The sequence below is a fragment of the Agrobacterium sp. 20P9.1.2 genome (genome assembly GCF_057799395.1).
Genome location: NZ_JBYOKI010000003.1, coordinates 227,097 through 251,542, shown reverse-complemented (window position 1 = coordinate 251,542; position 24,446 = coordinate 227,097). Strand labels below are relative to the sequence as shown.

Genomic DNA, 24,446 nt, shown 5'->3' with positions numbered 1-24,446 from the left:
CCTGAATTTACTTGACCAGAACCGGGCCGGTGCCGCGGATCGGTTCATTTTCGTTTATAATGCCGAGACGGCGCGCAACTTCCGAATAGGCTTCCAGAAGCCCACCCATATCGCGACGAAAACGGTCTTTGTCCATCTTTTCCTGCGTTTCGATGTCCCACAAACGGCAGCTATCCGGGGAAATCTCGTCGGCCAGAACGATGCGCATCATATCGCCTTCGAAAAGGCGGCCGCATTCGATCTTGAAATCGACCAGCTGAATGCCGACGCCGAGGAACAGGCCAGAGAGGAAGTCGTTGACGCGAATGGCAAGCGCCATGATGTCATCGAGTTCGGCGGGATTGGCCCAGCCAAATGCCGTGATGTGCTCTTCCGAGACCATAGGGTCTTCGAGCGCGTCGGACTTGTAATAGAACTCGATGATGGAGCGCGGCAGAACCACGCCTTCATCGATGCCCAGACGCTTGGAGAGCGAGCCGGCAGCGACGTTGCGCACGACGATCTCAAGCGGGATCATCTCCACTTCCTTGATCAGCTGCTCGCGCATGTTGAGGCGGCGGATGAAGTGTGTGGGGATGCCGATCTTGTTCAGGTGGGTGAACACATATTCGCAAATGCGATTGTTCAGCACACCCTTGCCGTCGATGACTTCATGTTTCTTCTTGTTGAAGGCGGTTGCGTCGTCCTTGAAGAACTGGATGAGAGTTCCTGGCTCTGGACCTTCATAAAGGATCTTGGCCTTGCCTTCGTAAATACGGCGGCGACGGTTCATATTAACAAATCTCTTGGTTGGTGCCGGAGGGCGGCATTTGTTTCGTCAGTTGAAGCGGTCCCATAAAGGAAAAGAAGCCATTCCACAATGAGTCGGGGTCACCTTCGCATCAATTCTTAACCTTGCATGTGACTGCTGCGAAGGCCGTAATGCATGATTACGCTTTTTCAACAGTTTTATTTTACAACATAAGCGTCCCCACGAAGAGGACGAAAATAATAATCTAATAAAAACCGGGGTGAAATTATGTTTGCATTGAAAGAACGTGGTAAAGCACTCGAAAATATTTATTTCAACGAAGAGTATGTGACGTTTCGTCTTCACGCCATGCGCAACAAGCTTGTCGGGCTTTGGGCAGCAGCGCTGATGAAGATAGAAAACGCGGACGCCTACGCTAGCGAACTCGCTGGCTGTGCGGTGAATGGCAATGAAGAAGAAGCTGTTTTTCTGAAATTGCAGGCGGACTTCCAACAGGCTGCCGTGACTGTTGCTGATGATGAAATCCACGACCGCATGCGTGACTTGCTGAACTCTGCCGCCCAGAGCCTGCGCCAGGGATTGTCAGAACCCGACATGAAGGCCGTCGCCTGATCGTCAAACATCTTGCTCAGCCGGCGATCTACTTGCCTCCCGGCAGATTGGCGGCTTTTCTACGCACCTTTCGCTGAATATGCGTCGCTGCCGACCTCCAGGCCTCGGCGGCGACGAAGCTTGGCACCTGATCCCGGGGGATCGGGCGGCAGAGCGCATAGCCCTGAAGCGAATCGCAGCCCATGTCCTGCAGGATGCGGATATGCTCCGCCGTTTCCACACCCTCCGCCACCACCTTGATGCCGAGTGAATGGCCGATATCGATGATGGAACCGAGCAGCTTGCGCTGCTCCGCAGATTCCGGCGTCAGGCGTACAAGCTCGCGGTCTACCTTCAGGGTACTTGGGCTGACTTTCAAAAGGCTGATGATCGAGGCATGGCCGGTGCCGAAGTCGTCGATTTCAATATCGATGCCCAGTGCGCGCAATTTCTGCATATTGGAAATGGCGATATCGTTGCCGTCATCGAGGAAGATGGATTCGAGCAGTTCGAAGGAGAGCGTACCCGGCTCGATATCCAGGCCGTCCAACGTGTCCGTCAGGGCCGGATCGTGCAGTCGCCGCGCTGACACGTTGACGGAGAAGGTGGGTATGGCAATGCCTGCCGCTTTCCACAGTTTGAAATCGGCCAGCGCTTTTTCGAGAATGATGCCGTCGATGGTTGCGACGGCATCGAGGTCTTCGGCGACGGCCAGAAACTTGTCTGGCGTCAGAATGCCCTCGAGCGGGTGGTTCCAGCGTGCCAGCGTTTCCACGCCTGAAATGTTGAGCGTCTGTGCGTCGAACTGGAACTGATAATAGGGAACGAATTCATCCCTCTCCAACGCCATCAGAATTTCATCCGAGACGCGTTTGGTGTTGATGAGCCAATCCTGCGTATCGGCTGAGAAGAATTCGTAGCGATTGCGGCCGCGCTTCTTGGCATTGTAGAGCGCGATATCCGCATTCAGCAGAACCTGCTTGTAATCGATATCAGCGCCGATGCCGCAGGCGATGCCAATGCTGGCGCCGAACCGGCATTCATGTCCTTCATGCAGAACCGGCTTTCGCAGCTCCTTGATGAGGCCGTCCGCCATGGCCGCTATTCTTCGGGTATTGCCGTTGAAGGGCGACAGGAAGACGAACTCGTCGCCGCCGATGCGGGCCGCGAATTCATCTGCCTTCAGGTTCTTACGCAGCAAATCTGCGACATGCTGAAGCATGACATCGCCGGTGCGGTGTCCCAGCGTGTCGTTGATCTGCTTGAAGCGGTCGAGATCGATGTGGAGGATGGCAATGCCGCGTCTGCTCTTTTTCGCTCCCGGCGTCCGGCGCTCCAGCACGTCATCCAGATAGCGGCGGTTTGGCAGGTCGGTCAGATAGTCATGCATCGCGTTGTGTTCGATGCTTGCCCGCGCGGCTTCAAGCTCGACATTGCGGGCTTCTGCCAGTGTCTTGGCGCGCTCCAGCTCGTTGCGCAGTTGCACATCCGCCGTCACATCCCAATTGACGCCGATCATCTTCTTGCGGCCATCGATGTCGATGAACGGAAGCGAGCGCGCCCGGATGTAGCGCAGGGAGTTATCCGGCAGAACGATGCGATAGTCTTCCGAAAAGGGCTGAAGTTTTTCGATCTTGTCGGAGACATGCTTATCGACGCGGCGCAGATCATCCGGGTGAACACGCGATTCCCACAGGCCGCCGATCCTGACGGGCGTGCTGGGATCGACCTGATACATTTCATACATGCGGTCATCCCAGATGGTCTCGCCCGCGTCGAAATTCACCTCGAACACACCGACCTGCGAGGCTTCGAGCGCGACCTTCAGGTGGCGCGAAATGCGCTCCATCAGATGTTCGGTGGCCTTGCGCTCACTCACGTCCGTATCGGTGCCGACGATGCGCACGGGCCTGCCGTAATCATCCCGTTCTATGCAGGCACCGCGACATTCTATCCACACCCAGTGGCCATCCTTGTGCCGCTCACGGTACTGGAAGGCGGTATAGGCGGGGTCGCCCGCATTCTGTCGTTCAATGCAGTGCAGCGTATGTTCCCGGTCATCCGGGTGCAGCAAATCCACCCATTTGTCGTAATCGGTCTCGATGGGTTCGTGCGGCGCCAGGCCGCGAATGGCCTTCCATGTATCTGAACCATACATTGCGCCGGTGGCGAGGTTCTGGTCCCATACGCCGGATAAGGAGCTGACAAGCGCGCTGTTCCAGCGGCTCTCGCGAAAAGCGATCTCTTTTTCCCGATGTCGCTGCTCGGTGATATCGGTAAATTGCGCAAGCGTTCTCGCGCGAGTGCCAGAGCCGACTGCGCTTAAAGACAGGATGGCATGGCGATCCACGGTGTCGGTACCGTGCAACCGGACCTCCAACGCTGTGGATGAGGTTTCTGGCAGCGTCGCTAAGGTCTCTGTGACGCCTGCGTGGTCATCGGGGTGGATGAAGTCCAGCAGATGGCCGGGCATGTCGCAGGAAGCGGCCAGATTGAAATTGGCCGGAACGAAAACGATATCGCCACTGGCCCGAAGATGGAGGACGGGAACAGGCAGAGCTTCAAGAATATCTTTCAGCAACAGATCTTGGTTCACGCGATCCTGCCATATGTTCAATCGATTAAAATAGCGCACGAACGCACGCCGGAAATTCCCAGTCTATTCTCGCAGACTTACGTTGCAGTTAAAAGGGACGTGCGGAAATTTCTCTTTCGCACGTCATAGTCGAGAAATATTTGATATTGCTAATGAAATTATTCAGGGAACCCGGCAGGCGGTTTCAGCTTGCTGAGAAACTGCGCAAACACCATCGTCCCTTCCGGCCATGGGCCATGGCCCGACTCGGTGTTGATATGGCCGGACATGCCCGCATCGATCAACGTCGAGCCCCAGGCATTGGCAATATCGCCTGCATGCTCATAGCTGCCGAAGGGGTCGTTCTGGCTGGCGATGGTGATAGTCGGAAAAGGCAGAGGCTCGCGCGGGTAGGGGCCGAATGTCATAAGATGTTTCGGGCGGATATCCGGGTTCGCCACATCCGGCGGGGCCACGAACATCGCACCGGCGATCTTGTCCTTGATCTGCGGCAGGGCGTGCATGACCGTTGGTACGCCTAGCGAGTGCGCGACTAGCACGACGGGCTTGGTGCAGGCATTCACCTCCTCGATCAGCTTTGCCACCCAGTCGTCTTTGACCGGCTTTGTCCATTCCGCCTGTTCGACACGGCGGGCCGTGGACAGTTTCTCCTGCCAGCGGCTTTGCCAGTGTTCAGGGCCGGAGTTGGTGTAACCGGGAACGATGAGGATATCTGCTTCTGATGCTTTCATGCCGCATATCTCGGTGTGATTGTGGGTGGAATCAAGGTGGCGGTTTGGTAGCGACGATAAATCCTCTCTCCGTCATCCTCGGGCTTGTTCCGAGGATCTACCCACGTTGCATCCGCAGAAGCGTGATTAGATCCTCGGGACAAGCCCGAGGATGACGGAAGAAAGGATGAAAGTCTCTCGACCTTAAGCCTTACCAAACACGCGCTTGAAAATCGTGTCTACATGCTTGGTGTGATAACCTAGATCGAACTTTTCGCGGATCGTTTCTTCCGGCAGGGCTGCGCGGACTTCTTCGTCTGCAAGCAGCTCTTCCAGAAAGTCAGCGCCGTGTTCCCATACCTTCATGGCGTTGCGCTGGACGAGACGGTAGGAATCTTCGCGAGAAACGCCAGCCTGCGTCAGCGCCAGAAGAACGCGCTGGGAGTGAACGAGGCCGCGGAACTTGTTCATGTTCTTCAACATGTTGTCCGGGTAGATCACCAGCTTTTCGATGACGCCAGCCAGACGGTTCAGCGCGAAATCGAGCGTGATCGTCGTGTCGGGGCCAATGGCGCGTTCGACAGAGGAGTGGCTGATATCGCGCTCGTGCCACAGTGCAACGTTTTCCATGGCCGGAACCACCGACATGCGCACCAGACGCGCAAGGCCCGTCAGGTTTTCGGTCAGCACAGGGTTGCGCTTATGCGGCATGGCGGAGGAGCCCTTCTGGCCCGGAGAGAAGAACTCTTCGGCTTCCAGAACCTCGGTGCGCTGCATGTGGCGGATTTCGATGGCGACGTTTTCGATGGAAGACGCGATGACGCCGAGTGTTGCGAAGAACATGGCGTGGCGGTCACGCGGGATGACCTGCGTGGAGACCGGCTCTGGCGACAGGCCGAGCGCCTTACAGACGTGTTCTTCGACAGACGGGTCGATATTAGCGAAGGTACCGACTGCGCCGGAAATGGCACCGGTCGCGATTTCCGCACGGGCTGCGACGAGGCGGGCGCGGTTGCGGTCCATCTCCGCATAGAAGCGGGCAAAGGTCAGGCCCATCGTTGTCGGCTCGGCATGAATACCATGGCTGCGACCGATGCGAACCGTGTCCTTGTGTTCGAAAGCGCGAGTCTTGAGTGCTGAAAGAACGCGGTCCATATCTGCAATCAGCAGATCGGCGGCGCGCACCAACTGAATATTGAGTGTCGTGTCGAGAACGTCCGAAGAGGTCATGCCCTGGTGGATGAAACGGCTGTCGGGGCCGACGAATTCTGCCAGATGGGTCAGGAAGGCGATGACATCATGCTTGGTGACGGCTTCGATCTCATCGATACGCGCCACATCGAATTCCGCGGCGCCGCCCTTTTCCCAGATGGTCTTGGCTGCATCCTTGGGGATGACGCCGATTTCGGCGAGAGCATCACAGGCATGCGCCTCGATTTCGAACCAGATGCGGAACTTGGTTTCCGGCGACCAGATTGCGACCATTTCCGGTCTGGAATAACGAGGGATCATGGCAATGGCTTTCTATACGAGGAAATTTTTCTGCCCCTTTAGCAAAGTGTTCCGGCAATCTCAACGCATTCGAGGGCCGAGGGGGAAAGTGGCGAAGGGCAGGGGCCGCCACTTGGTTGGCCGCTTAGCTGCGGCCCTGTTCTGCGGACGCGCGCACGGCGCTGACCATGGTGCGATAGTCTTCGACCCCGTCACCCTTGAAGATGGCTGAACCGGCAACGAGAACGTTGGCACCAGCAGCAATCGCGCTTCCTGCCGTCGCGATGGTGATGCCGCCATCCACTTCGAGTTCAATTGGCCTGTCACCGATCAGCGACTTGGCGGCGCGGATCTTGTCCAGCATGGCGGGAATGAATTTCTGGCCACCGAAGCCGGGGTTGACGCTCATGATGAGGATGAGATCGACATCATCGAGCACGTTTTCCAGAACCGACAGCGGTGTGGCCGGGTTGAGCGTCACACCGACCTTCTTGCCCAGCGAGCGAATGGTTTGCAGCGAGCGGTGCAGATGCGGGCCAGCCTCGGCATGAACCGTGATGCCATCGCAGCCAGCCTTGGCGAAGGCTTCAAGATAGGGATCGGCAGGCGCGATCATCAGATGGCAATCGAAGAAGGCCTGGCTGTGCGGGCGCAGAGCCTTGATAACATCTGGCCCGAAGGAGATGTTCGGCACGAAATGGCCGTCCATGACATCGAGGTGAATCCAGTCGGCACCCGCCGCCGTCACATCGGCCACTTCCTGTCCGAGTTTTGCAAAATTGGCGGCAAGAATGGAGGGGGCGATCCGCACGGGAAGAGACATCTGCAAAAGCTCCTACTACAAAGGTTTGCGCGCTTTACCACCGATGCGCGGTATCAACAATCGTCACACGGCCAATTGGGCTTAGCGCTCGGCGCGGTCCACAGGAACGAAGGCCGTGCCATCCCATTTCTGGAGGCGGTATGGATTGGTCTGCAATTCGTGACGGTCGTTGAAAGTGATCTGGCCGATGGCGGTTTCAAAAGCGGTGCCGACCAGAACGGCGGGGGCCGGCTTGTTCTGCGCCTCCGCCAGCTCAACAAGCTTTGCGGCAATCTGCGTGGCTGCATAGGCGGGCAGGGCGTACCCCTCCGGCTCGACATTGGCAGCACGGAGTTCCTTGACCGCGTCCGCAGCCGAAGGCAAGGCGGCGTAATCGGGGATGGTGATGGCCAGAACGCCCGGCTGCAAAGGCACCGGGTTGTTGGCGGCGCGCATCGTATCACCGGACATGATCGTCAGCGGCGCCTTTTCGGCTGCTGCGTCGCGGGCGATGATCGCGACATCGTTGCGTTCCGCGCCGATGAAGACATGCGTGACGCCAGTGCGGCTGAGCCGACGGACGAGCGCGACCTGCTGTTCCTGCGCGGGGCGTAGCGTATCGGTAAAGGTGGGCTTGAGGCCGGATTCTTCCAGCTTGGCGCGGATGCGGTCTACCAGTTCGCGGCTATAGATCGTGCCATCATCGATGAGACCAAAGGAGTGGCCTTTCCAGTCACGCAGAATGGCGTCGATTGCCGCTGCCGATTCATCCGTATCCGACGGCCCCAACCGGAAGAGTGGCCAGCCGCGCTTTAACGTATCTTCCATCAGGCCAGAGGCGCGGCTGGAGAGGGTAATGGCTGGGATCGCTGCATTTTTGAGCGTGGGCAGTGCCTCAGGCAGAGTTTCCGTGCACAGAAAGCCGACAACGATGCTGACCTTGGCCGCAACCAAGCCATCGGCGATGGCACCGCCACTACCTTCTTCACAGCTCTCATGAATTTCCATGACATCGAGGCCAGCCTTGGCCGCTGCAATCTTGACGCCCTGACGGATTTGCGAGCCCAGCATCTCATAGGCACCATTTTGCGGCGCAACGACACCGATGGTGGCAGCACTTGCTGTGCCGGCAAAGGCAACACTGGCAGCGATGATGAGCAGGCGAAATAATGGCATCGGGCGGCTGTGTTCCTCTTCCTGTCCTGACAGCATATCCAATAATCGCCGCTGGCCGACTGCAAATGGTAATTTCTGCGCTTCCGGTGCTCACATACGTTAAGTACGCTCCACTCCGGTTCTCGAAATCACCATTTTCGCCAGGCCAGCAGCAATTCTTGAACAGGCTGAGAGATGTTTATCGACACAGAACCGTTTACAAAAGAGGCAATGCTTTCGAAAAGGCGCCAGCAGGACGAAATTTGGCGTATTTTCAGCAATGTAGGGGCTCCGTAGCCGTCACGCACTCCGCTTGCGCAAATGCCGGAACGCATCTTGCGCGAAAAGCGATAGTGGCTGCGGGGCGTCGTTCATGTCGAACCAGCCCATATCGGATAATTTATCCGGTTCTGTCAGGCTTGGTTCCCCGTGCACATCGTCTGCGACATAAATAAGCGATAGCCAGTGCTGGCCGTCCGAGGGAATGATCTGTTCGCTGATGCAAAGGAAGTTGACGTCGCCAATGGCTAGGCCGGTTTCTTCTTCGGCTTCGCGTTTTGCGGCGGTGGCGGCGGATTCCATGTGGTCCACTTTGCCGCCGACGATGCTCCAATGTCCTGCTTCCGGCGGATTGACCCGCTTGTAAAGCAAGACCTTGCCATCTCGCTGGATGACAAGGCCAGAGCCGACACCCGGAAAATCAATGCCGGGTTTCATGCTCACGCTTTCGCGTTTGCCACGATCAGCATGAAGGCAGGAATGTCATCGCCGAAGCCGACAGGTGTCGGGCCATCGTCATAATCGCGGTAGTGGCGGCGACGCTCGCGATTGTCGTCGTTTGCAGGAGACGTGGTGTGGTTCCGCTCGAAATTGCGAGGTGCCTTTTCGTGCTTGCGCTCTGCCTTCAACTTTTCGCCTCCGTTGGCCGCAACATCCACGATGGCTGCTGCTGGCTGAATGGTTTTGACTTCTGGTTCGGTCTGAGGAACCACATCGCGGCGGTTTCTGTCGCGGCCACGACCGCGCTGTTCTTTTTCCTTGCCACGGCGCGGGCGCTCGGAAGCAAAGCTTTCCATCGGAGCTGGAAGCTCGGACAGGTCACCGTTCAGCCATTCGATCTTTTCGTTGATCAGCTTTTCGATGGCGTCGAGATACTTCGTGTCGCGACGGTTGACGAGCGTAAAGGCAGCGCCGGAGCGGCCTGCGCGGCCGGTACGGCCGATGCGGTGAACATAGTCTTCCGCATGGATCGGAACATCGAAGTTGAAAACGTGGCTGACATCGGGAATATCGAGACCGCGCGCCGCAACGTCGGATGCGACGAGCAAGGTGATCTGATTGTCCTTGAAGCCCGCCAGCATCTTGGTGCGCGAGTTCTGGTCCATGTCACCATGCAGCGCGCCGACGGAGAAGCCGTGACGTTCCAGCGAGCGGAACAGGTCAGCGACATCCTTCTTGCGATTGCAGAAGATGATCGCATTCTTCAACTCGGTCTGCGCATTGATGAGCTCACGCAGAACGGCGCGCTTCTCATAATCCTTGTCGTGCGTGGCGACGATACGCTGCGTCACCGTCTTTGCCGTCGAGGATGGCTTTGCCACTTCGATGCGAACGGGGTTCTGCAGGAAGCGGTCGGCCAGCTTCTGAATTTCTGGCGGCATGGTGGCCGAGAAGAACAGGGTCTGACGGGTGAAGGGAATCATCTTCGCGATGCGTTCGATATCCGGGATGAAGCCCATATCCAGCATGCGGTCGGCTTCGTCGATCACGAGGATTTCGACGCCGGTCATCAAAAGCTTGCCGCGTTCGCAATGGTCGAGCAGGCGACCCGGGGTGCAGATCAAAACATCTGCGCCGCGCTCCAGCTTGCGGTCTTGCTCTTCGAAGGAGACGCCGCCGATGAGAAGGGCGACGTTGAGCTTGTGGTTCTTGCCGTATTTCTCGAAGTTCTCAGCCACCTGTGCGGCGAGTTCGCGAGTGGGCTCCAGAATGAGGGTTCGCGGCATTCTTGCGCGCGCACGGCCTTTTTCCAGCAGGGTCAACATTGGCAGCACGAAGGATGCGGTTTTGCCCGTACCCGTCTGTGCGATGCCGCAAATGTCGCGTCGTTCAAGCGCTGGCGGAATTGCGCCTGCCTGAATGGGTGTCGGTGTCGTGTAGCCGGCACTTTCGATAGCGGAAAGAACTTTTTGGCTCAGGCCAAGATCAGAGAATGTTGTCAAAGGAAAAACTGTTTCCGTGTTGGTTCGAAAAGAACACTTAGCTGTCATAACGGCGACGCCGCAGACTGTAGCGGCGAAATAGGCCGAATTAGCCGGAAAGTCAAGGAAACAGGGATTTATCCCAAAATAATACAGGTTGCCCCACTGTTTCCAGTGAGACCGGCAATTGTAACGGAATCAATAACCAAGTCGTATCGCGCCGACTGTTCTATTGAAGATAGGTTTTCAGCTCTGTTCCGGCCACGAGAAACCGCACCGGATCCACCGGATTGTCGTTCAGCCGCACTTCATAATGCACATGTGGGCCAGTGGAGCGACCGGTGCTGCCGGCTCTGCCGATGACATCGCCCAGATTGACCTTGTCGCCTTCCTTGACGAGAATCTGGGACATATGGCCGTAACGGGTGGTGATGCCCTTGCCATGATCGACCTCGACCATGTTGCCGTAACCACCTGAAAAACCGGCACTTGTGACCGTACCAGCACCCGTCGTGCGGATATCGGCACCGGTTTCGGCAACGAAGTCTACGCCGGCATGCAAGGCGAGGCGACCTAGAAATGGATCGATGCGGTTGCCAAAACGGCTGGAAATTTCGCGACCCGGAGCTGGATTGCCGAAGGGCAGCGACACGGCTGCACCGCGCACCGTTTCCAGCCGGTTGAGAGCGCTGTCGAGATTACTGAGCGATGTTTCGAAGGTGCCAGCGCTATCATTGACCGGCTCAACGAAGGGGCCACCGATCGCTTGATCGGCGGAGTCGTCGATTTTGATTCCGGTTCTGCGAATGATGTCGGCCATCGCGTCGGCCTTGTTTTCGGCACCTATCGTCAGCGAGGCGATTCGGCTTAGCTGGTCGTTTTCGACCTTGCTGAGCGAGGTGATCATCTTGGCAAGGCTGCGGTCGGAGAGTTTGTCGCTGGTGGCGCCATAGGTGAGGCTGCCCTTCAGCCCGCTGCCGGAAGAGGACGATGCCATGAGATTGCCGATGGCGCTGGACGCTCCGGAAAGGCTCGCTCTCTTGTCAGGCGCGTAGGCGTTGACCGGGCTTTTCTCATTGGTGTTTTCGGATAGGCCTGATTTTTCGGCGCGCTCCAGAAGCTCGCTCATGCGGCCATGGCGGGAGGTGAGGGCGTTCTGCTGCTGTAAAAGAAGCTCGACCTTTCGCTCAACCACCTGCTGATCCAGCAACTGTTTGGAGGTGACGCGATCCACCTGCGCACGCAGCGCGGCAATGCGGTCTTCATATTCCCGCTGAATGCGCGACTGGCGGGCAATTGTCGCGCCGACCAGATCGTCGCGCAAAACAAGATAAGCAGTCGCTCCGATGTAACCGACGCTGAGCAGGCCGACTACGCAAAGGGCAGTCGCGGCAAGCCACGGGCGAATGGTGAGATGGCGGACTTTATCGCCGCTGGCCAGAATCAGAACGTGCTGCTGGCGCTTTTTGCCAAATGACAGGCTTTTACCCGCTTCCGTCAAAATCTCACCTCCGGCCAATCTCGTCTTGGCCGGATAGTAATTTGTTAAGGTTAACGAAGTTTTGACTTTCGCCGGCGCCGCAGCACCATGGCGCGATTTTCAGAGCGCCTTGATGGCGTCCAGAACCTCTTGCGCGTGACCGGGCACCTTCACCTTGTTCCAGATTTTGGCGATCTTGCCATCTGGCGCAACGAGATATGTGGTACGCTCTACGCCCATATATTTCTTGCCATACATGCTTTTTTCCTTCCACACGCCATAGGCTTCCAGCACCTGACGCTCCTCGTCGGAGGCCAGCATGACGGTGAGGGAATGTTTGGCGGCGAATTTGTCGTGGCTCTTCACCGAATCGGGCGAGATGCCGATGACCACAGCGTTGGCGGCTTCGAAGTCCGCACCCATGGCGCTGAAATCAATGGCCTGCGCGGTGCAGCCGGATGTGTCATCCTTTGGATAGAAATACAGAACGACGGCTTTGCCTTCCAGGCTGGCCAGATTGACGTCGCCGCTGCCGTTTCTGGGAAGCGTGAAATCCGGTGCTTTATCGCCAATTGCTAAATCTGTCATGGGTGACCTTTCTTTCGCCGGATTGTTGAGTAAATGGGCCACTATTCGATATATACCGAATAAGAGCTTCGTCCAGTCTTGTGGCGAGTCAGACGGTGTGATTGGTTGACCCGTCACTCCGAGCAGGCCTTGATGGTGATTTCAGGGCCGTGGCAATTCCGGGAGCAAGCACAGGCGGATGGCGGAAATTCGTGGCGAAAAGGTCAGCTTCAGCAAGCGCGATATCACGCCGCTGCATGCAATGCCTTCTGCCCAGGCGGTAGATCCGATCATTGTTCATTGCCCCGCGCCACGCTCCATGATGCGTGCGCTTTTGAAGGTTTTCGTGGCGCTGGTGATTCTGGCCTTCATCTCGGTCGGTGGCATCATTCTTTCCATCGAAACCGGCTCTATCGACAGTGCGCTATCCAAGCAGGCCAAGCAGGCGCTGGAAAACGCCATCGGCTCACGTTACGAGGCGCGCATCGGCTCTACCTCCGTGCGTTTTGCCTCGGGCTTTCATCTGGCGCTGGTGGCACAGGATGTCGATATCATCGAGCAGGATACCGGCCAGCATCTGAGCCGAGCCCGCGCCATAGGCATGGCACTCGATCCCCTGGCGCTGATTACAGGTCGTGTCTCCGTCCAGAGCCTTGAAGCGACGGGCATGGAACTCGACACCGCGCTTTTGCCCAAGGGGCAAGCCATAGATTGGGCCAAGATGCGGGTGGATGACGTTCCCACCTATCTGGACCTCGCTTTCACTGAACTCGACCGTTTTGCGCAGGCCTTCCAGCGCAGTGGCACGGAAGAGATCGACCTCTCCGACATCGCCATCCGCCTGCCGCCAAGAGAAGACGGTGAGCCGCGGACAATTTCTCTGCGGGAGCTTTCGCTGGTTCCCGATGGCGATGGCGGTTATTCGCTGGACGGAAATGTCGCGTTTAACGGAGAGGTTGCCACGCTCTCGCTGGCGGCCAAGGGTGCCAGTGGCAGCATCGATGGTTTTACCGCACGGCTGGATGGTTTCGATATCGGTCCGCTTCTGGAGCAGCACGATCCAGAAGGGCTGATGCACCAGGGCCTGAATGTCAAAGCGGGCATCAACATCGTCGGTAACAGAGACCGAGGCGAGACCAAGCCATCGCTTGCGGTCTCCGTTGGTATTGGCGACGGCAAGCTCTATATCGGCGGCGATGCGCAGCCGGTGACGAGCGGCGTTATCAATGCGAGATATGACTTCGACAAGAGCGTCATCGCGGTTGAGAACTCCCGCCTGACGTTGGGCCAAACCGTTTTGCCGCTGCATGGGCAGATCAAGGATAGCGATATCGGCTATGATCTGGCGATGCGGATGGAGCAGGCAACCGCGATTGCCGAAGGCGGTGGAGAACCGCCGGTCACCTTCGACCTGACGGCGGATGGTACCTATGACAAGGCGACGCACCGGCTGGATGTGCCGGCACTCTATGTAAAGAGTGCGCTGGGCGACATGGCCGGTTCACTTAAAGTGCATTTCGTTGGCAAGGGCTCGCCTGAGATCAGCTTCGGCGGCCAGATTGCCAAGATGGAGGCGACGGCGGTCAAGCAGTTGTGGCCTTTCTGGATGGCGCGTAAGGCGCGTCCCTGGGTCGTGGCCAACCTGTTTGGCGGCACTGTTAGAAACGGCTCCATCGCCGTCTTCATTCCGGAAGGCAGAATGTGCGGGCCGGGTTGTCCGCTGGAGCTTTCGGCTGGCGAATTGCAGATCAGGTTCGATGTGGACAATACACGCCTGAACGTGACCGGCGATATACCGCCGCTCAGGGACGCTTCCGCCCATTTTGAGCTGGTGGGTGAGAAGATCAATGTCGATATCATAAAGGCGACATCGTTCTTCCCGTCCAACCGCACGCTGGCGCTGGAGAACAGCAAGTTCTCCATCGACTCGGTCTATGACAAGCCATTGACGGCCGATCTTGATCTCAACGTATCAGGCTCGGCCGATGCCGTGGCGGAGCTGGCGACGTTCCAGCCCATCAATGCTCTGAAGGATACTGAATTCAAGCCGGAGGATTTTTCGGGGCAGGTGAAGGCCAATGCCAAGCTGACCGTTGGTCTTCTGAACAGTCAGCAGCCACCGCCGCCCAAATGGACGGCACGGTTGGATCTGGACGACGTCTCGCTGACGAGGCCATTTGCCGGCCGCGATGTGTCTTCGATCAATGGTCCAATGACCATCGACAATGATGCGTTGCGCATGAAGGGCAAGGCCCGCATCGATGATGTTCCGATGGACCTCGATCTGGTTCAGCCGACGCGCAAATCCAGCACCGTTGCCCGGCAGATGCTGCTCAAGGCCACGCTGGAGCCGGGGCAGATCGCCAAACTCGCACCGGAACTGACCAAGCTTCTGGGCGGCACGACGCTGCTGGAAATCAACGGCTCCGATCCGCGTCGGCAGGGCGTGAAACTTGATCTTTCCAACGCCTCCATCATCCTGCCGGGAATTGGCTGGACGAAGGGGGCGGGTATTCCCGCCAATGCCTCCTTCACCATGGATACGGTCGATGGCCGCACGTCGATCAGCAACTTCTCGCTCAAAGGCGATGGGTTCGGGGCGGCGGGTGATCTGGCTTTCGACAAAGCAGGGCTGACCTCTGCCAATTTCTCACGCTTCCAGCTTTCGCCGCAGGATGATTTTGCCGTTTCCATCTCGTCCGCGCGCAAGAATTACACGGTCAGCGCCAGCGGAAAATCCGCCGATCTTCGGCCTCTCATCGCAAAGCTGCGCAGCTCCAGCGGCAAGAGCAATGCCGCCCCGGGGGGCGGTGACGGCGACTTTGGTTCCTTCTCGGTCAAGGCGCAACTGGATAAGATTTATGGCTTCAATGACGAGGTGATGAGCAACGTCAATGCGGACATCAATTTGCGTGACGGCAAGCTGCGCACCATCGATCTGAAGGCGGTCACCAGCCGGGGACAGGCGCTGGTTGCCCAGACCGCCAATCGCGGCGATGGCGGAACGATCAATCTGACCACTAGCGATGCGGGCTCGTTTGCGCGCTTCACCAATCTCTATTCCCGCGTCCGCGGCGGCCTGTTAAATCTGGCGCTGACCACCGCCAATGGCAATGACTGGAGCGGGTCGCTCGACCTGCGCAATTTCGCCGTTCTCAACGAAGCCAAGCTGCAGGATATTGTGGCGACGCCGACGGGCGAGGATGGCCGAAGCCTGAACACGGCGGTTCGCCGCAACATCGATGTCAGTTCGGAAAAATTTCAGCGCGGTTTTGCCCGCGTGGTTTATGTCAACGGTACGCTGGCACTGGAAAACGGCGTAGTTCGTGGCGAACAGATCGGCGCGACCTTTCAGGGCATCGTGAAGGACCAGAACGGCAATATGGATATGACCGGCACCTTCATGCCTGCCTATGGCCTCAACCGCCTGTTTGGCGAACTGCCCTTCATCGGCATCTTCCTCGGCAATGGGCGGGATCGTGGTCTGCTGGGCATCACCTTCAAGCTGACAGGCCAGACGGACTCGCCGCGTCTCGCCATCAATCCACTTTCCCTGATCGCGCCCGGTGTCTTCCGCCAGATCTTCGAGTTCCAATAAAAAGGGCCGCTCGAAGCGGCCCTGAATATGGATATGGCGTATTACCGAAGTCCTTTTGATGTGTTGGACACTGGCAGCGCAAGCGCTGCCAGTTTTCCATCTCGAAGGCGTTCAGGTGGCGTTGATTTCGCTATGGCCGCCGCCGTGGCCACCATTGCCACCATTGCCACCGTTGCCATGCTCACCGCCGCCGCCCCAGCCGGCGTGGTCGCCACCATTGCCGTTGCCACCACCGTTGCCGTTGCCGCTACCATTGCCATTACCGTCATGGCCGCCTTGGTTGCCGCCGTGCTCACCGCCTCCGTGACCACCGCCACTTTCGCCATGACCTCCGCCATTGCCGTTCCCGCTGCCATTACCGTTGCCTCCACCGTTACCATTACCGCTGCCGCCTTCGTGGCCACCGCCACCCCAGCCGCCGCCGCTCTGGCCGCCACCGTGATCGCCACCGCCATGGCTACCGCCGCCGCTATGGCCTCCGCCATTGCCATTGCCACTACCATTGCCGTTTCCACCACCGTTGCCGTTGCCGCCGCCATTACCATTGCCGCCGCCCCAACCGCCGTGATCTCCACCACCGCCATGGTTGCCACCGCCGCCATGGTTACCGCCACCGCCGCTATGGCCTCCGCCATTGCCGTTTCCGCCACCGTTGCCGTTGCCGCCGCCATTACCATTGCCGCCGCCCCAACCGCCGTGATCTCCACCACCGCCATGGTTGCCACCGCCGCCATGATTACCGCCACCGCCATGGTTGCCACCGCCGCCGTGGTTACCGCCACCGCCATGGTTGCCACCGCCGCCGTGGTTACCGCCACCGCCATGGTTGCCACCGCCGCCGTGATCTCCACCGCCGCCGTGGTTACCGCCACCACCGTGATCTCCGCCACCGCCATGGTGTCCGCCGCCGCCGTGATGTCCGCCACCACCATGGTGCCCGCCACCTCCGGGATTGCCACCGCCAGGGTTACCGCCGCCGGGATTGCTGCCGGTGCCTGGATCAGTGCTTACGGGATTTCCGTTGTTTCTGTCGTTGTCGCCCTGGTTGTCAGGGGTCGTGGGAATTGTGGCCGTTGGCCTGCACAGGAGATATTCTATCGTCCCTGGCCTCACCCGGTCGCATCTTTGTACGCGCGTTTGTGCCGATGCCAGTGTGGTACTGGACAGCAAGATTGCAATACACGAAAACACAGTTGTTATCTTACTGCTCATGGGATTCCTCCATTGATTGGCAGTTTTATGACCGCAATCTGGAGGCTATATTAAGAAAATGTTATCCACAACGTGATGATATACTGTGATTATTTCGTACTAATACCTTGACTGTAATTCCATTGAGCTAGATTCGCAGCGTTACTATCCAAAAGTATTATTCTGATTTGAGGATTTTTTTCTAATTTTTAACGTTTTTGTAGTTCGGCGTGAAGGTTGATGCCGGGTGTGGGATGTTTGTTGCGTTTGGAAAAATTCCCGATTTGGCACATATCAAAACGGGGTAGATTAATTTTTTTTTGATATTTTAGGCTAATCATGCGAATAGGTGAGCCTTAGGCGCGTTTTAGAGGTGCATTTAGTTCGAGTACGACGTGATGTCGGGTCACCTTCAGTGTGAATGCCTACTTGTTATTGCGTGAGTCGGGCGGCAGATGCCGAACCCTTGGATCACCAGGCTACCTCGAAGGAACTGGCATAATCATGAAGATTTCCGTTTTAGCTTTCGCTCTTCTGGGCGCGGCAACGCTTTGCTCTAATGTCTCCGCAGGCCAGCTTCAGGCCACACGCTCCATCGCAGCACCTGAAGGTTTCTCCTCCGCCTGTCAGCGCTACGGCTGGCTCTGTTCCGCCAAGGCCGGCACGAAGATGAGCGATGAAGATGCGCTTGCACTCGTCACCAAGGTCAACAGGCAGGTCAACTCCGCCATTCGCCCCGCCGAAGACACTGTTGTCTATGGTCGCAGCAATTACTGGTCTCTGCCGAAAGACGGACGCGGGGATTGCGAAGATTACGCCATGGCAAAAACCAAGGCGCTGCTGGATGCGGGCTTTCCCGCCAGCAGAATGTCGGTTTCCGTCGTGTTGGACCGTGGTGGCAACAACCATGCCGTCCTGATGGTGCGCTTTGCGGATGGAGATTACGTTCTGGACAACATGACCAGCTCGATCAAATCCTGGGATCGCACCGGCTACACCTTCCTTGCGCGCCAGAAATTCGAAAATAAAGCCGCCTGGGAAGTGATCCTGTCCGGCCCGCGCGCCAAGCAGTTGAGCGAAATCTGATTTAGACCGTTTCCCATTAACAATGGGAACGGTCTAGCGGTCGCGCAGTCTCAGCTCATCGGTTTGCATTTGCAGCGAACCGAGCGTGGAGAGGAAGGTCATGCCCAGCAGGCTCTGGTCTAGTTGACCATCCTGTGCCACGAGGGCAGGGACATTACGCCTTACAATCGGGCCGATGGCGATTTCCGACAGGCGAACGGGGGCGACGGATGTCCGCCCATTGGCCGTCATGACGGTGACCGTATAGGCCAGATTATCCACATTGATGCCGACTGCCTCCGCATCGCTGCGAGACAGCACAACGGAGCTTGCGCCGGTATCGACAAGCATGTGCACCGCTGCGCCATTAACCTGTGCATCGGTCTCGAAATGGCCGCTCATGGATTTGTTGAGAATGACTTCCTGCGCACCGTCCTGCGTGGTGACGACCACGGCGCGGCCGGGCATCAGCCCTGCCAGCAACCGTTCTCCGAAGCGTTGGGCATCATAACGATAGAGATAGGCCGAGACGAGGCCGAGGATGATGACGAGCCAGATGGCCAATTGCCGCAGAACCGTTGAAAAGCCGCCGCGATTGCCCGCCAGGATGCCGACCGACAGAAGGCCTGCGATAGGCAGAAGATAAACGGCTTCTCCGAATTGCTCGTTATTGATGCCGAAGGTCTGGCCGCTATCATGATTGATGATCAGCAGTGCAAGACCGACGCCTAGCACGAGAAAAACGAAAGTCAGCCTGTTCATGCGTTCGCAGTCTCCTCAGTGTTTCCCGTATTCCTCGCAGCGAGACGGCGCGGTAGGTCGGCCATGATCTGGCTGCGCTCGGCATTGCTATAGCGCGACCACGCCATGATCTCATCTATGCTTCGATGACAGCCATCACAAAGGCCATTTTGCGGGTCGAGCGTGCAGACATTGATACAGGGCGTTTCCATGGACTTTATATCCGCACTTCACGCAATGAGAGCAAGGCCTGCGAGTATCACGATCTCCGTGATCTGCTGGGTTGCGCCGATGGTGTCGCCAGTGTGGCCCTCGATCTTGCGCAGGCAGAACCGGTTGAACAGATGGGTCGCAACGCATGCGGCTATGAGCGCCAGACCCAACGGCACCAGTTGGAGGAAGGGCAGGCCGAAAAGAATGGCGATGCCCAAACCGAAGATGAGGGCGGTGTTGCGCTCGCGCTCTCCCGGCTGACCTGCCGATACGGCAACGCCACCGTCTCTGGCCGGTGACAGCGCCTGCCAGTGCCAGACCATCAGGCCACGACTAAGGCAGGCTGTCGCCAGCAGGGCGGCGAAGATGGCAAGCGGTGAGACTTCGCGGATCAGCGCGGCGATGGCGGCTGTTCTGACGAGAAACGACAGAGTGAGCGCGATGGCGCCATAGGTGCCGATGCGGCTGTCCTTCATGATTTCTAGCGCGCGATGCTTATTTCTACCACCGCCGAAGCCATCTGCCGTGTCGGCAAGGCCATCTTCGTGCAGCGCGCCTGTCATCAGTGTTGCGATGGCGAGCGTGATGACGGCTGTCAGCAGCGCATCCGCATGGAAATGGGTCAGAAGCGCCACGACGAGGGCTGAGGGCAGGGCGATGAGAAGACCGGCAGCGGGAAAGGCGCGGGCGCTTTCGCCCATGGTGCGATGTTCGTTTTCAAAGAAGATGTCGTGCACCGGAATGCGGCTGAGAAAGCTCAGCGCGCGCATCATATCCGTCAGAAAATCCCCGGCCCGCAATCGTCTCTCCAACAGTTGAGGTGGCGCTTGTCGCATTTGAGGTTGTCGCTGCGCGCATCCCCGATTATGAGAAGCGCAACAAAGACCGATTTGCCGGAAAACACAAGCGTCCGGCGCGACCAGAAAGACCGATATCATGAGCATGAGCGGATTGCCTTTTGATGATTTTCGCACGCTGCTGCGCGACCTGCCGGGACCGGACACGCACGCGCTCGTGGCTGCCAAAGAGCGCAACGCGCAGCTGACGAAGCCTGCCGGTTCGCTCGGTCGTCTGGAAGAAATCGCCATGTGGCTGGCAGCATGGTCTGGTCGTGCGCCAGCCGTGACACGTCCGCTGGTGGCAATCTTTGCTGGAAACCACGGCGTTACCCGCCATGGCGTCACACCCTATCCATCTTCCGTCACGCAGCAGATGGTGGAAAACTTCGCCGCCGGTGGTGCGGCCATCAACCAGATTTGCGTGACCCATGATCTGGGCCTGAAGATTTTCGATCTGGCGCTCGACTACCCGACCGGTGACATTACCTGCGAACCTGCGCTTTCCGAGCGCGACTGCGCCGCCACCATGGCCTTTGGTATGGAGGCGATTGCCGGTGGCACAGATCTTCTCTGCCTCGGTGAAATGGGTATCGGCAACACCACCATTGCGGCTGCGATCAATCTGGCGCTCTATGGCGGCACCGCTGAAGAGTGGACCGGCCCGGGCACCGGTTCTGAAGGCGATGTCATGGCGCGCAAGATTGCTGCCGTGAAAGCCGCCGTCGAATTCCACAAGGATCATCTGTCCGACCCACTGGAAATCATGCGCCGTCTGGGAGGTCGCGAAATTGCGGCCATGGCCGGTGCCATTCTGGCCGCGCGCGTGGAAAAGATTCCGGTGTTGATCGATGGCTATGTGGCAACGGCTGCGGCGGCCTTGCTGAAGGCTGCTAATCCTGCTGCGCTTGACCATTGCCTTATCGGCCACGTCTCCGGTGAGCCCGGCCATCTGGCCGCCGTTGAAAAGCTCGGCAAGACGCCGCTGCTGGCGCTTGGCATGCGTCTGGGTGAAGGCACGGGTGCAGCCCTTGCTGCCGGTATCGTCAAATCCGCAGCGGCGTGCCATTCTGGAATGGCAACATTCGCCATGGCGGGTGTCGATACTCGCACCGACCACTGAGCACGCCGATGGACAACATCAACAACACGCCTTCGCCTAAACCGGTTTTTCGCAAGGAAACCGGGTTCAAGCATCTCTTCGCCGCGGCCCGTTATTCGGGGCAGGGGCTGATGCGTCTGTGGAAGGAAGCGGCATTCCGCCACGAGGTGCTGGCTCTGGGCGCGGGGCTCGTGCTGCTGGGCGTCATCGGTGCACCATTGCCGCATTACCTGATTTTCGTTGTTCTGATGCTTCTGCTGTTTTCGGTGGAAGCCCTGAACACGGCCATCGAAGAAATCGTCGACCGCGTTTCGCCGGAGTTTTCCTCGGCAGCGCGCAATGCCAAGGATCTCGGCTCGTTTGCGGTATTCTGCCTGCTGCTCGCCAATGGCGGCTTCGTGCTGTACTCGCTGGTCAGCACATTGTTCTTTTCGCCGGTAATGCTTTAAGCGAACGACCGCTTGCGTGGCTGCACCACCTGCACGTCTTCCACGGCGGGAATGCTTTGCAGCACGCGTTTGGCTGGCAGAATGGCGATGACTTCCGTGCCTTCGCGCAATCTGGATTTCAGCACGAACTGGCCGTCATGCTTGGCGAGAATGGCCTGAACGATAGGCAGACCGAGGCCCGTGCCCTGTTCCGCGCTCTTGATGGCAATCGATCCCTGGCCGAAGGCAGAGAGCACGACGGGAATTTCCTCTTCAGGAATGCCGGGGCCATTGTCCTTGATCGACACATATTGCCCGCCGCCCGCCGTCCAGCCAGCCTTGATGGAAATCTCGCCACCCTGAGGCGTGAATTTCACGGCGTTGGACAGAAGGTTCAAAATGACCTGACGGATGGATTTCTCATCCGCCCAGACTTGCGGCAGGCTGGTTTCGAACTGCTGCGATATGCGGATGTTCTTGGCGCGCGCCCGAAGCTGGATCATGCCGACGCAATCTTCGGCAATTTCCAGAAGCGCGATGGCTTCCTCATGCAGATCGTAGCGACCGGCTTCGATGCGCGAGAGATCGAGGATTTCGTTGATGAGGTCGAGCAGGTGCTGGCCGGAGCGGTGAATATCGCCGGAATACTCTTTATATAGGGGGTTGTTCAGCGGCCCGAGGACTTCCGATGCCATGACTTCGGAAAAGCCGAGAATGGCGTTGAGCGGCGTGCGCAGCTCGTGCGACATGGACGCCAGAAAACGGGACTTCGCCATATTGGCTTCTTCGGCCCTGCGACGGGCCTCATCCGACATGGATTTTGCCACTTCCAGCTCTGCAATCAGGTCGTCCTTCTCAGACTGGAAGGACAGAAGCTTGATGCTGGAGTGATAGAGACGCTTCGTGACGTGATGGCAAAACAGCATTGCCATGGAAAACATCAGCGCCAGACCGATTTCCATCGGGCTGCGAGACAGCGCGGCGGTCACGCTGAGCGCCACCAGCACCGGCAGAAAGGTCATCAGTGTCGCGCGCCGCAGCAGGAAGTTGGATGTCGCCGTGATCGACAGCGCAATCAGCAGCGTCGCGCCCTTGTAGAACATGATGAGCGAGGCATCGCCGGGCTCTATGCGCTGGATCGCAAACAGCACCCAGACGAGGCCGATCACGATCTGCGTGGCGAGGAATATGTTGTTCCAGGTGACGATGTTTGCGGCGTTCAGTTCCTGCCGCGATGCGCGCCGTGCAAAAAACAGCGCGAGCGCATGGGCAGTCAAAGCCAGCACGGCCCAGCCGATGATCTGCGGATCGCGGCTGATATAGATGCCGACGCCGGTGGCCAGAACGATGAAGAGCGGCATGATGGTTGCGCTCTGCAAGGTCTCGGCAATGTGCATCTGCAGCATGTCACGCTCGAAAGCGTTGGCGCTGACAGGGCCATATTGCAGGCGCTCACGCGTCGACTTGACCGTATCGAACACAGCCTTGTTGCGCCGTGTCCGAGACCGGTCGACGATGTTTTTGTCGGCAGTGGTGCTAGCGCTCTTACTCATGGACACAACGCGAGTGATCTAAAGACTTGCAGCCTAATGGCAAAATCTTAAGAAGATGCTGCTGTTAAAGGATTTGTTTGCCATTTCTGAAAAGGGTTTGTTCTTACATGAGACGAAAGTCAGGCACGCCCTTCCGGCTGGTGAAGGACGGCATCATCGCGGCCCTGATACTGATTATGGGAACGCTGATTGCGGCAAAGGTGGATGGGCTGAACCAGGAGCGGTTTTCGGGTCGGTTTACGGCGGTCGATGGCGACACCGTTTCGCGGGATGGCGAACGCTTTCGTCTCGTCGGTATCGACGCGCCGGAACTGAACCAGACCTGCCTGCGCGACAATAGTGAGTGGCCTTGTGGTGCCGAAGCGAAGGCCTATGTGAAAACATTGCTGCAATCCGGCACAGTGGAATGTTCCGGTAATGAACGGGATCGCTACAAGCGGCTGCTGGTGCGCTGTTCAGTCGATGGCAGAGACGTTGCCGCGCAGATCGTTGCGGCGGGTTACGCAGTGACGACGGAGTATTTCCTGTTCTCACGCGAGCAGGCCTTGGCACAAAGCCAGCGTGCGGGCATCTGGTCCGGCACGTTCGAGCAGCCGCGCGACTGGCGGCGGGAGCATAAGGCTGCCGATATGGATGTACCTCTGGCGGGTGTGCTGTCTCTGGTTCGTCATGTTCTTGGGTGGTAAGGTCGCGTCATGTTGGCAAAGGCGGAGCAGGATGAGGCGTTGATAGCGGCATTGCGGCGGGATATCGCACACTGTCGCATCTGTCGGGATACGCCGTTAAAGGGCGAGGTGGATCGCTTGCCGCATGAGCCGCGACCTGTGGCGGTGATTTCCGGCAAGGCTAGACTATTGATTGCCGGGCAGGCACCGGGCCTGCGCGTGCATGAAAGCGGGCTGCCGTTCAACGATGCCTCCGGCAACCGTCTGCGGGATTGGCTGAATGTCAGCCGCGAGACATTCTATGATGCCGACCGTTTCACCATCGTGCCGATGGGTTTTTGTTTTCCGGGTTACGACGCCAAAGGCAGCGATCTGCCGCCGAGGCTGGAATGTGCGCCGCGCTGGCGCGAAAGCGTTATGCAGGCCATGCCGCAGATCGAGCTTGTGCTGGCCATCGGCCAATATGCGCAGGCCTGGCATCTGGGTGCACGCCGCATGAAGACGATGACGGAAACGGTGCAGAACTGGCGCAGCTATCTCCATGTAAACCAGGGCGTGCCGGTGCTGGCATTGCCGCATCCAAGCTGGCGAAACAGCGCCTGGCTCAAGAAAAACCCCTGGTTTGAGGGGGAATTATTGCCCGTGCTTCGACAGAATGTGGATAGGCTACTCTCCTGAAACAAATTTCTTTTTTTTCCTTTTTTTTAGTG

The 24,446-nt window shown here is 58.1% G+C and carries 22 protein-coding genes; 8 read left to right on the top strand and 14 right to left on the bottom strand.

Going from position 1 to position 24,446, the window contains the following annotated elements; translation table 11 throughout:
• Window positions 1-7: 7 nt before the first annotated feature.
• Window positions 8-772, bottom strand: a complete 765-nt coding sequence (gene purC / locus AC27VJ_RS10575; RefSeq protein WP_062449937.1) for a phosphoribosylaminoimidazolesuccinocarboxamide synthase — start codon at window positions 770-772, stop codon at window positions 8-10.
• A gap of 246 nt (window positions 773-1,018) precedes the next feature.
• Between purC and AC27VJ_RS10570 the strand changes: the two genes are divergently transcribed.
• Window positions 1,019-1,363 carry an ATPase inhibitor subunit zeta gene (locus tag AC27VJ_RS10570; RefSeq protein ID WP_488683974.1) on the top strand — a complete coding sequence of 115 codons (345 nt, stop codon included), beginning with the start codon at window positions 1,019-1,021 and terminating at the stop codon, window positions 1,361-1,363.
• A 28-nt stretch (window positions 1,364-1,391) separates the two neighbouring features.
• Here the strand turns inward: AC27VJ_RS10570 and AC27VJ_RS10565 are convergent, their stop codons facing one another.
• From AC27VJ_RS10565 to bcp, 9 genes are all read right to left on the bottom strand, one after another.
• A complete protein-coding gene (locus AC27VJ_RS10565) occupies window positions 1,392-3,938 on the bottom strand; it encodes a sensor domain-containing protein (RefSeq protein ID WP_488683973.1) in 2,547 nt (848 codons plus the stop codon).
• A gap of 158 nt (window positions 3,939-4,096) precedes the next feature.
• Window positions 4,097-4,669 (bottom strand): RBBP9/YdeN family alpha/beta hydrolase, encoded by a 573-nt coding sequence (locus tag AC27VJ_RS10560; RefSeq protein ID WP_113085923.1) that lies wholly within the window; start codon window positions 4,667-4,669, stop codon window positions 4,097-4,099.
• 183 nt (window positions 4,670-4,852) lie between these two features.
• The gene (gene purB / locus AC27VJ_RS10555) at window positions 4,853-6,160 is read right to left on the bottom strand and encodes an adenylosuccinate lyase (protein WP_488683972.1); all 1,308 of its coding nucleotides are present in this window, start codon (window positions 6,158-6,160) and stop codon (window positions 4,853-4,855) included.
• Window positions 6,161-6,284: 124 nt separating this feature from the next.
• Entirely contained in the window at window positions 6,285-6,962 is a 678-nt protein-coding gene (gene rpe / locus AC27VJ_RS10550) for a ribulose-phosphate 3-epimerase (protein WP_113085925.1), read from the bottom strand.
• Window positions 6,963-7,043: 81 nt separating this feature from the next.
• Window positions 7,044-8,117: a branched-chain amino acid ABC transporter substrate-binding protein gene (locus AC27VJ_RS10545; protein WP_488683971.1), complete on the bottom strand. Its 1,074-nt coding sequence runs from the start codon at window positions 8,115-8,117 to the stop codon at window positions 7,044-7,046.
• 279 nt (window positions 8,118-8,396) lie between these two features.
• Complete coding sequence (locus AC27VJ_RS10540) at window positions 8,397-8,813, bottom strand: NUDIX domain-containing protein (RefSeq protein WP_488683970.1); 417 nt, start codon at window positions 8,811-8,813, stop codon at window positions 8,397-8,399.
• 2 nt (window positions 8,814-8,815) lie between these two features.
• Complete coding sequence (locus tag AC27VJ_RS10535; RefSeq protein ID WP_488683969.1) at window positions 8,816-10,318, bottom strand: DEAD/DEAH box helicase; 1,503 nt, start codon at window positions 10,316-10,318, stop codon at window positions 8,816-8,818.
• Window positions 10,319-10,526: 208 nt separating this feature from the next.
• The gene (locus AC27VJ_RS10530) at window positions 10,527-11,798 is read right to left on the bottom strand and encodes a M23 family metallopeptidase (RefSeq protein WP_488683968.1); all 1,272 of its coding nucleotides are present in this window, start codon (window positions 11,796-11,798) and stop codon (window positions 10,527-10,529) included.
• 99 nt (window positions 11,799-11,897) lie between these two features.
• Complete coding sequence (gene bcp, locus AC27VJ_RS10525; protein ID WP_488683967.1) at window positions 11,898-12,365, bottom strand: thioredoxin-dependent thiol peroxidase; 468 nt, start codon at window positions 12,363-12,365, stop codon at window positions 11,898-11,900.
• A gap of 178 nt (window positions 12,366-12,543) precedes the next feature.
• Here bcp and AC27VJ_RS10520 point away from each other — a divergent pair, with 178 nt between their 5' ends.
• The 3 genes from AC27VJ_RS10520 (at window position 12,544) to AC27VJ_RS10510 (ending at window position 18,219) form a co-directional block, all read left to right on the top strand.
• A complete protein-coding gene (locus AC27VJ_RS10520; protein WP_488683966.1) occupies window positions 12,544-15,942 on the top strand; it encodes a YhdP family protein in 3,399 nt (1,132 codons plus the stop codon).
• 132 nt (window positions 15,943-16,074) lie between these two features.
• Entirely contained in the window at window positions 16,075-17,208 is a 1,134-nt protein-coding gene (locus AC27VJ_RS10515; RefSeq protein WP_488683965.1) for a hypothetical protein, read from the top strand.
• Between the two features lie 429 nt (window positions 17,209-17,637).
• Window positions 17,638-18,219: a transglutaminase-like cysteine peptidase gene (locus AC27VJ_RS10510; RefSeq protein WP_488683964.1), complete on the top strand. Its 582-nt coding sequence runs from the start codon at window positions 17,638-17,640 to the stop codon at window positions 18,217-18,219.
• Window positions 18,220-18,252: 33 nt separating this feature from the next.
• Here the strand turns inward: AC27VJ_RS10510 and AC27VJ_RS10505 are convergent, their stop codons facing one another.
• Genes AC27VJ_RS10505 through AC27VJ_RS10495 form a run of 3 tightly spaced genes read right to left on the bottom strand, consistent with a single transcriptional unit; the run spans window position 18,253 to window position 19,988 of the window.
• Window positions 18,253-18,960, bottom strand: a complete 708-nt coding sequence (locus tag AC27VJ_RS10505; protein ID WP_488683963.1) for a retropepsin-like aspartic protease family protein — start codon at window positions 18,958-18,960, stop codon at window positions 18,253-18,255.
• Window positions 18,957-19,151: a DUF1289 domain-containing protein gene (locus AC27VJ_RS10500; protein WP_488683962.1), complete on the bottom strand. Its 195-nt coding sequence runs from the start codon at window positions 19,149-19,151 to the stop codon at window positions 18,957-18,959. The genes AC27VJ_RS10505 and AC27VJ_RS10500 overlap by 4 nt, the downstream gene beginning before the upstream one ends.
• 18 nt (window positions 19,152-19,169) lie before the next feature.
• Window positions 19,170-19,988, bottom strand: coding sequence for an adenosylcobinamide-GDP ribazoletransferase (locus AC27VJ_RS10495; protein ID WP_488683961.1), 819 nt, complete (start codon window positions 19,986-19,988; stop codon window positions 19,170-19,172).
• A 100-nt stretch (window positions 19,989-20,088) separates the two neighbouring features.
• On the opposite strand from AC27VJ_RS10495, the gene cobT reads away from it, so the two are divergent.
• Window positions 20,089-21,111: a nicotinate-nucleotide--dimethylbenzimidazole phosphoribosyltransferase gene (gene cobT, locus AC27VJ_RS10490; RefSeq protein ID WP_113088022.1), complete on the top strand. Its 1,023-nt coding sequence runs from the start codon at window positions 20,089-20,091 to the stop codon at window positions 21,109-21,111.
• An 8-nt stretch (window positions 21,112-21,119) separates the two neighbouring features.
• Entirely contained in the window at window positions 21,120-21,539 is a 420-nt protein-coding gene (locus AC27VJ_RS10485; RefSeq protein ID WP_488683960.1) for a diacylglycerol kinase, read from the top strand.
• Here AC27VJ_RS10485 and AC27VJ_RS10480 read toward each other — a convergent pair.
• Window positions 21,536-23,071 carry a sensor histidine kinase gene (locus AC27VJ_RS10480; protein ID WP_488683959.1) on the bottom strand — a complete coding sequence of 512 codons (1,536 nt, stop codon included), beginning with the start codon at window positions 23,069-23,071 and terminating at the stop codon, window positions 21,536-21,538. The two genes, AC27VJ_RS10485 and AC27VJ_RS10480, sit on opposite strands and share 4 nt — an antisense overlap.
• Window positions 23,072-23,178: 107 nt before the next feature.
• Here AC27VJ_RS10480 and AC27VJ_RS10475 point away from each other — a divergent pair, with 107 nt between their 5' ends.
• Together AC27VJ_RS10475 and AC27VJ_RS10470 are read left to right on the top strand one after the other, a co-directional pair.
• Complete coding sequence (locus AC27VJ_RS10475) at window positions 23,179-23,757, top strand: thermonuclease family protein (RefSeq protein ID WP_488683958.1); 579 nt, start codon at window positions 23,179-23,181, stop codon at window positions 23,755-23,757.
• A 9-nt stretch (window positions 23,758-23,766) separates the two neighbouring features.
• Complete coding sequence (locus AC27VJ_RS10470; protein WP_488683957.1) at window positions 23,767-24,414, top strand: uracil-DNA glycosylase family protein; 648 nt, start codon at window positions 23,767-23,769, stop codon at window positions 24,412-24,414.
• Window positions 24,415-24,446 lie beyond the last annotated feature (32 nt).